Here is a 7602-nt window from a genome sequence, read left to right on the forward strand (position 1 = left end):
ATGGCACTGACCAGGAATGAGATGGCCGCGCGTGCGGCGAAGGAGCTCGAGGACGGCAACTACGTCAACCTCGGCATCGGCCTGCCGACGCTCGTGCCCAACTACGTGCCCGACGACGTGACCGTCGTGCTGCAGAGCGAGAACGGCATCCTCGGCGTCGGTCCGTACCCGACGGAGGACAAGGTCGACCCCGACCTCATCAACGCCGGCAAGGAGACCGTCACGACGCTGCCGGGCACGTCGTTCTTCGACTCCGCGACGTCGTTCGCGATGATCCGCGGCGGCAAGATCGACGCGGCCATCCTCGGCGCGATGCAGGTGTCGGCATCCGGCGACATCGCCAACTGGATGATCCCCGGCAAGATGGTGAAGGGTCCCGGCGGCGCGATGGACCTCGTGCACGGCGCCGCGAAGGTGATCGTGCTCATGGAGCACGTCGCGAAGGACGGCTCGGCGAAGATCGTCGACGCGTGCTCGCTGCCGCTGACGGGCAAGGGCGTCGTCGACCGCATCATCACCGACCTCGCCGTGCTCGACGTCACCCCCGAGGGCCTGAAGCTCGTCGAGCTCGCGCCCGGCGTCTCGCTCGAGGAGCTGCGGGAGAAGACCGAGCCGGAGATCCTCGCGTGAGCACGGTCCTCGACGGGATCGAGCAGACCTTCGTCGAGACCGACCGACTGCGGGCGTCGGTGCTCAGCCGGCACGGGCAGGGCACGCCGATCGTGCTCGTGCACGGCAACGTCTCGTCGTCGCTGTTCTTCCAGCCGCTCATGCTCGCGCTCCCGCGGCCGACGGTCGCGATCGACCTGCGCGGCTACGGCGACAGCGAGACGCTGCCGGTCGACGCGACCAGGGGGCTGCGCGACTTCTCCGACGACGTCGCGAGCGTGCTGGATGCGCTCGGCCTGGCGGCCGTGCACCTCGTGGGCTGGTCGATGGGTGGGGGCATCGTGATGCAGCTCATGCTCGATCGGCCGGATCTCGTGCGGTCGGCGACGCTCATGGCGACCGTGCCGCCGCAGGGCTTCGGCACGAGGCTCGACGGCTCGAAGTGCACGCCCGACGCGGCGGGCACGGGCGGGCTCGGTGTGAACCCCGACTTCGTCGCCCGGCTCGCCGCGGGCGACACGACGGCCGACGCGCCGACGAGCCCGCGGAGCGTCTTCCGCTCCGGCTACGTCGCACCGGGCTTCGACGACGGCCGAGAGGACCTCTGGGTCGAGTCGATGCTGTCGACGAAGACGGGGGAGGACAACCAGCCCGGCGACGGTGTCGCGTCCGAGTCGTGGCCCGGCTTCGCGGCAGGCACGCGCGGCATCCTCAACACGATGTCGGCGGCGCACATGGACCTGACGGGGATCGTCGACCTCGACCACAAGCCGAGCATCCTCTGGATCCGCGGGGCGCACGACGCGATCGTCGGCGACGAGTCGTTCTTCGACATCAACACGCTCGGCAAGCACGGCATCGTGCCCGGCTGGCCGGGCGAGGACGTCGCGCCGCCGCAGCCGATGATCGCCCAGACGCGTGCGGTGCTCGAGGAGTACGCGGCCAACGGCGGCGCGTACCGCGAGGTCGTGTTCGAGCACGCGGGGCACTCGCCGCACCTCGAGGACGAGCCGCGCTTCGTGGAGGAGCTGCTCGCGCACGTGACGGCGACCGACTGACGGCAGCGCGGGCCCGCACGCAGGTAGAGGACGATCGGCTGCAGAGCGCGCCTCGAACGAGCACATCGCCCTCTATCTGCCGGAGGAACGGCAAGGGCCCCGCATCCGATCGGATGCGGGGCCCTCGTCGTTCGTGCGCTACGCCGTCGCGGTGAGCGAGTCGACCCACTCCTGGTTCTCGGAGATCCAGGTCTCGACGACGTCCTCGTAGTCGGAGGCGTCGGCGTCGCTGTTGAACATGGCGTTCTCGAGCGAGAACAGCAGCTCCGAGTCCATCTCGAAGGCCTGCAGCCACTGCGTCAGCTGCGGGTAGTCCTCCTCGAAGCCCGTGCGGGCGATCGAGTGGATGCCCTCGGCAGCGCCGAGAGTGCCCTCCGGGTCCTCGAGGTCGCGGATCGCGAACTCGTCGTAGGCCCAGTGCGGGCGCCACAGGGTGACGACGACGTTCTCGCCGGCGTCGAGCGCGCTCGAGAGCTCCGCGAGCATCGCCGGCGTCGACGACGTCTGGAACTCCATGCCGTCGAGGCCGTACGTCGGGATGACGCTGTCCTGCGTCGCGCCCGTGAGCCCAGCGCCCGGCTCGATGCCGACGATGCGGTTGCCGAAGGCGTCGGCGTTGTCGGCGAGCTCGGCGATCGAGGTGATCGGCGCGTCCTCGTTCACGGCGAGCGTGAGCACGGCGTCCTCGTTCCAGGCGCCGAGGTCGACGAGGTCGTCGCCGAACTGCTCGAGGTAGTCGGCGTGCGTCATCGGCAGCCAGCCGTCGAGCGTCACGTCGTAGTCGGCGCCGGCGACACCCGCGAACACGGGACCCGCGTCGGCGTACTCGAGCTCGACGTCGTAGCCCTGCTCCTCGAGGATCGCCTCCCACAGGTACGAGACGGCCTCGCCCTCGGGCCAGCCGTTGAAGACGCCGATGGTCAGGTCGGTCCGGTCGCTCGTCGCCGCGTCGCCTGCCTCGGGCTCGGCGCCGCTCGCTGCGCAGCCGGTGAGGGCGAGCGCGCCGACTGCCGCGATCGCGGCTCCTCGGATGAATCGCTTCGTCATGCTTCGTCCTTTCCACCCGCGCCGACGGCGCGGAGATCGTCGTTCCCCGGCGCCGCGGACGGCTCAGGGCTCGTGGGGGCCGGCGCCGCGATGGCCGCCGAGCGCCGCGCGCGGAGGCGCGCGACAGGGCTGTGCTGCTGGAGGCTGCCGAGCGCGTTCGTCATCCGGTCGAGGATGATCGCGAGGATCACGACCGAGAGCCCCGCCTCGAAGCCCAGGCCGACGTCGATGCGCTGGAGCGCCTGCACGATGTCCTGCCCGAGGCCACCGGCGCCGACCATCGCGGCGATCACGACCATCGAGAGCGACAGCATGATGATCTGGTTGACGCCCGTCATGATCGTGGGCACCGCGAGGGGCAGCTGGATCTGGCGCAGGATGCGGCCCGGCGACGCGCCGAAGGCGGTGCCGGCCTCGACGATCTCGCGGTTCACGCCGCGGATGCCGAGCTCGGTGAGCCGCACGCCGGGCGCCATCGCGAACGCGATGGTCGCGATGATGCCGGGCACGACGCCGATGCCGAACAGGATGATCGCGGGGATCAGGTAGACGAACGCCGGCATCGTCTGCAGGAAGTCGAGGATCGGCCGCAGGATCGCCGAGACGGTGTCGGAGCGCGCCGCCCAGATCCCGAGCGGGATCGCGATGACGAGCGCGATGAGGGCAGCCACGACCGTCAGGGCGAGGGTCTCCATCGCGTTGTCCCACTGGTCGACGAGCGCGACCGCGACGAGCCCGAGCACCGTGCCGAGCGCCATCCGCCAACCGCGCACGACGAAGCCGAGGCCGGCGAGCACGGCGATCATGACGATCGCGGGCGGCTCCGTGAACAGCAGCTCCGCACCGTCGAACACGCCGCTGACGACCGTGCGGATCAGGCTGAAGAGCACGGCGAGGTTGGTGGTGATCCAGTCGACGCCGGACTCCACCCACGTCCCGAGCGGGAGTCGGAGATCATCGAGCATCGGACACCTCCTGGACGGCGTCGAGGGTCTGCGTGACGAGGCGCGCGTCGACCGCCGGCGGCAGGTCGACGACCTGCAGTTCGGAGGTGTCGGTCGGCACGTTGCCGAGCGCGGCGAGCAGCATCACGCGCGGGATGACGCCCAGCAGCCGCTCGCCCTCGCCGACGACGGCGATGGGGAGTCCGCTCGTGACGGCGAGCTCGGGCAGCTCGGCGAGGCTCGTGTCGGGTCCCACGCGGTGGACGTGCGGGTCGATGAGGGGCCCGAGGTCGCGCTGCCCGCGCTGCACGGCACGCATGACGTCGCGGTCGTGCACGGCGCCGAGCACGGTGCGGCCAGGACCGGTGATGAGGAGCATCGAGGTCTGCAGGTCTCGCATCGCCTTGAGCGCACCGCGCGGGCCGACCGTGATGGGCACGGCGGCGGCAGGCGGCTCCATGACGCTCGCGGCGGTCAGCACGCGCGTGCGGTCGACGTCCTGCACGAACTGCGCGACGTAGTCGTTCGCGGGGTCGGTGAGGATCTCCTCCGGGGTGCCGATCTGCACGATCCGGCCGTCGCGCATGACCGCGATGCGGTCGCCGAGGAACATCGCCTCGTTGAGGTCGTGCGTGATGAAGACGATGGTCTTGCCGAGCTCGGCCTGCAGCTCGACGAGCTGCTCCTGCATCTCGCGGCGGATGAGGGGGTCGAGGGCGCTGAACGCCTCGTCCATCAGCAGCACCGGGGTGTCGGCGCACAGGGCGCGGGCGATGCCGACGCGCTGCTGCATGCCGCCCGACAGCTCGCCCGGCAGCCGGGACTCCCACTCCTGCAGACCGACCCGGCGGATGACCGCGCGCGCCTGCTCGTGGCGGCGGTCGCGCGGCACGCCCTGGATCTCCAGGCCGTACGCGACGTTCTCGAGCACGGTCCGGTGGGGGAGCAGTGCGAAGTGCTGGAACACCATCGACACCTGCGAGCGGCGCACGTCGCGCAGTCGCTTCGCATCGATGCCGGTGACCGTGGCACCGCCGATCTCGACGCGACCGCGCGTGGGCTCGAGCAGGCCGTTCAGCATGCGGATGAGCGTCGACTTGCCCGAGCCCGACAGGCCCATGACGACGAAGATCTCGCCGCGCCGCACCTCGAAGGAGGCGTCGATGACGGCTGCGGTGCCGAGCTTCGCGACCTCGTCGCGCGACGACCCGTCCGCGAGCCTGTCGGCGGCCTCCTTCGCTCGTCGGCCGAACACCTTCGTGAGGCGCTCGACGCGCACGGCGATGCCGTCGGCGGCTGGGTCGTCGTCTGGCATGCGCGGTTCGCTCATGTCGCTCCTGTCGCGCCACGGATGGCGTTCAGTCGAGGACGGGTGCAGCCGCGCGAGCGGTGTGTGGTCTGCCGTTCATGGACGATCGGGATCGTCTGCGAAGCGGCACCATACGCTCGTCGGCGGCGCAGCCGACGGTCGCGTCCAGGTGGATCGGGACGACATGGATGCCGTCCGCCCCTCCACCGTACCCGCTGTTACAACCTCGACTTCTGGTCCGCGAGCGAGAGATCCGCGAAAAACCGCGAATGTAAGTGCATCCGCCGCGCCAGAACGTGATGCTTTCGTTATGGCCGGGTGCTCCGACTCCGGGCGCGGCAAGCGAACGGCCGTGGCCGAGGCGGCTCAGGTCCGCATCACGATGTGGCCGGGCGGCCGAAGGTCGAACGCCGCCACGCGTGCAGCTGGCCGGCGCCGTCGGATGATGCCGCGAAGCCTCTGCTCGACGAGGCGCGGCCTGGCATGCCGCGTGCGCCGCGGTGGCCGCGGTGGCCGCGTCGCGGGTGCCACATCCGGCAGCCTGCGGGCGAGCGCGGGTGCCGCGCTCATGGCCAGGACGCCGCTCGAGCTGCCCGCGCCGGTGGAGGCGGCGTCGAGGTCGCGCGTCGGGTACTGCACCGGCTGCACGGGCGTCGACGGCGAGCGCTCCGCGGGCTTGCGCCGGCTACGGGCGTAGGGATCTGCCGGCCGCAGCTCGGCCACGATGCGCCAGTTGCCCGGCTCCGGACCGGCCTTCTCGACCCGCAGTCGGCCGGCGTGGATCTCGTGGTGGTGGTAGCTGCACACGAGGATGCCGTTGTCGACGTCGGTCGGGCCGCCGAGCTGCCAGGGGACGATGTGGTGCGCCTCGCACCAGGCGACCGGCATACCGCAGCCCGGCACGCGGCAGCCCTTGTCGCGCGCGGCGAGCGCGCGTCTGATGGCGCGATTGAAGAGGCGCTCGGTTCGGCCGAGGGCGAGCGTGTGGAAGCAGGAGTTGACGACGACGTGCTGCAGCTTCGCGTCGCACACGAGCCGCTCGATCGTCTCGATCGGGATGAGGTCTCCGGTGTGCTCGATCGTGAGGGTGCGCTCGGGGTGCGCGACCCCCTGCAGATAGGCGGTGTATGCCTCCACTGTGCCGGTGAGCACCAGCACGGGAGCCTCGCCGCCCGCCACGGGCGCGTCGCCGGATGCGGCGTGCGCGCGCACGAGCGTGACGAGGACGTCGTGCCGCTTCTGCTCGGGCTTTCGGTCGTCGATCGGCGGCTCGTCAGCGCTTGCACCGGCCGTGCCGTCATCGTCGTCGCGGAAGCCGACCTTGACCCTCGGACCGGTGTAGGCATCGAGCAGCGACTTGAGGGCAGAGCCGTCTTCCGGAGGCGAGTCCATCTCGAGCCGCCACATGCCGTCGCGCCGCTGCCACAGCCGGAGCGAGCGCATGGACCGTTGCCGCTCGGCACTCGGCAGCACGCCGTCGGGGTCGAGGGCCGCGGCGTACGCGCGCGCCTGCGTCACGAGCAGCTCGGGGACGAGCGGTGCTGCCGGATCCGTCGCCGCGCCCACGAGCGCGTCTTCAGCCCAAGCGAGCTGCTCGCGGTCGGCGCGCGGCGCCGCCGGTTCGAGGGTCGCCACGATGGCGTGCGCCTGCGCGAGCGAGAGCTCGCCGCCGGCGAGCGCTCCGGCGACGCGCTGGTACCTGGCGGGGACCTCGTGGCCGGTCAGTCCCGGCGTGGCGGAGGTGGTCGCTGCCATGGTGAGCAGCTCGGACGCTTGGCGGTCGCGGATGCCGAACGCGGATGCGAGCGCCTCTCGAGGGCTGCGGTGCCCCATCCGCAGGCACAGCGACTCGTCTGCCCAGCCGTGCGAGCGTTCCTCGACGCCGGCCGCGATCCGCACCTTGAGGCTGTCGACGACTCTCGACAGCGCCGCCACTGCGCCGAGCAGGTCGACGAAGTCGGCGTGGGACTCAAGCGGGAACGAGCCTGCGTCGTCGAGCAGGTCGCGCGCGGCCTGCACCGCTGCTGCTGCCTGCTCGCTCCGGGTCATCGTCGACTCCTTCGTCGCCAAAAAGGCTATGCGGGGCCACCCACATGGCGCTTCGTCGTGATGCACACGGTAGGGGCGGCCACCCACACGGCTGCCACCCACCCGGCTCGGCTGCGACGGCCGACCTCCGGCTCACTGCCACCAGGGCCGCTCGCGCTGCGCCGCCCGCCGCCGCGCCTCGAGCTCGCGCAGCTCCTCGTGGCGCTCGCCGATCTCGTGCACCGCCGACAAGCACCTCGAGACGAGCTCGTCGAGCTCGTCGAGCTCGTGTCGCTTCGCCGCGCCGATGACGATCGCCGCGCACGCCTCGGCGTCGCCCGCCGCGTCGTGGTGGCGGACGCCGTCCCTTTCCGGTGGTTGAGCCGTTCCGGGCGCGCAGCGCCCTGAACGTGTCGAAACCTGGTGCCCGACTCACCCGGCTTCGACACGCTCAGCCGCCTGGCGGCGGCGGAGCGGCTCAGTGAGCAGGGAGGGCTACTGCCACCAGGGTCGCTCGCGCTGCGCCGCGCGCCGCCGCGCCTCGAGCTCGCGCAGCTCCTCGTGGCGCTCGCCGATCTCGTGCACCGCCGACAAGCACCTCGAGACG

The 7602-nt window shown here is 71.4% G+C and carries 6 protein-coding genes; 2 read left to right on the forward strand and 4 right to left on the reverse strand.

All coding sequences use genetic code 11. The annotated features are described in order from the left end of the window. Together ACLQ21_RS12945 and ACLQ21_RS12950 are read left to right on the forward strand one after the other, a co-directional pair. Nucleotides 1–630, forward strand: coding sequence for a CoA transferase subunit B (locus tag ACLQ21_RS12945; protein WP_425664283.1), 630 nt, complete (start codon nucleotides 1–3; stop codon nucleotides 628–630). Continuing rightward, nucleotides 627–1667, forward strand: coding sequence for an alpha/beta fold hydrolase (locus ACLQ21_RS12950; RefSeq protein ID WP_425664284.1), 1041 nt, complete (start codon nucleotides 627–629; stop codon nucleotides 1665–1667). Before ACLQ21_RS12945 ends, ACLQ21_RS12950 begins: the two co-directional genes overlap by 4 nt. Before the next feature lie 138 nt (nucleotides 1668–1805). Here ACLQ21_RS12950 and ACLQ21_RS12955 read toward each other — a convergent pair whose 3' ends face one another. The 4 genes from ACLQ21_RS12955 to ACLQ21_RS12970 all read right to left on the reverse strand — a co-directional run bounded on the left by ACLQ21_RS12955 (nucleotide 1806) and on the right by ACLQ21_RS12970 (nucleotide 7016). After that, a complete protein-coding gene (locus ACLQ21_RS12955) occupies nucleotides 1806–2714 on the reverse strand; it encodes a glycine betaine ABC transporter substrate-binding protein (protein WP_425664286.1) in 909 nt (302 codons plus the stop codon). Next, on the reverse strand, nucleotides 2711–3679 hold the full coding sequence (locus ACLQ21_RS12960; RefSeq protein WP_425664288.1) for an ABC transporter permease: 969 nt from the start codon (nucleotides 3677–3679) through the stop codon (nucleotides 2711–2713). Before ACLQ21_RS12960 ends, ACLQ21_RS12955 begins: the two co-directional genes overlap by 4 nt. After that, the gene (locus ACLQ21_RS12965) at nucleotides 3669–4988 is read right to left on the reverse strand and encodes a quaternary amine ABC transporter ATP-binding protein (RefSeq protein WP_425664290.1); all 1320 of its coding nucleotides are present in this window, start codon (nucleotides 4986–4988) and stop codon (nucleotides 3669–3671) included. The genes ACLQ21_RS12960 and ACLQ21_RS12965 overlap by 11 nt, the downstream gene beginning before the upstream one ends. A 345-nt stretch (nucleotides 4989–5333) precedes the next feature. Then, the gene (locus tag ACLQ21_RS12970; protein WP_425664292.1) at nucleotides 5334–7016 is read right to left on the reverse strand and encodes a DUF222 domain-containing protein; all 1683 of its coding nucleotides are present in this window, start codon (nucleotides 7014–7016) and stop codon (nucleotides 5334–5336) included. Nucleotides 7017–7602 lie beyond the last annotated feature (586 nt).

It is taken from the genome of Agrococcus sp. DT81.2, from assembly GCF_049844935.1.
Lineage (GTDB): Bacteria > Actinomycetota > Actinomycetes > Actinomycetales > Microbacteriaceae > Agrococcus.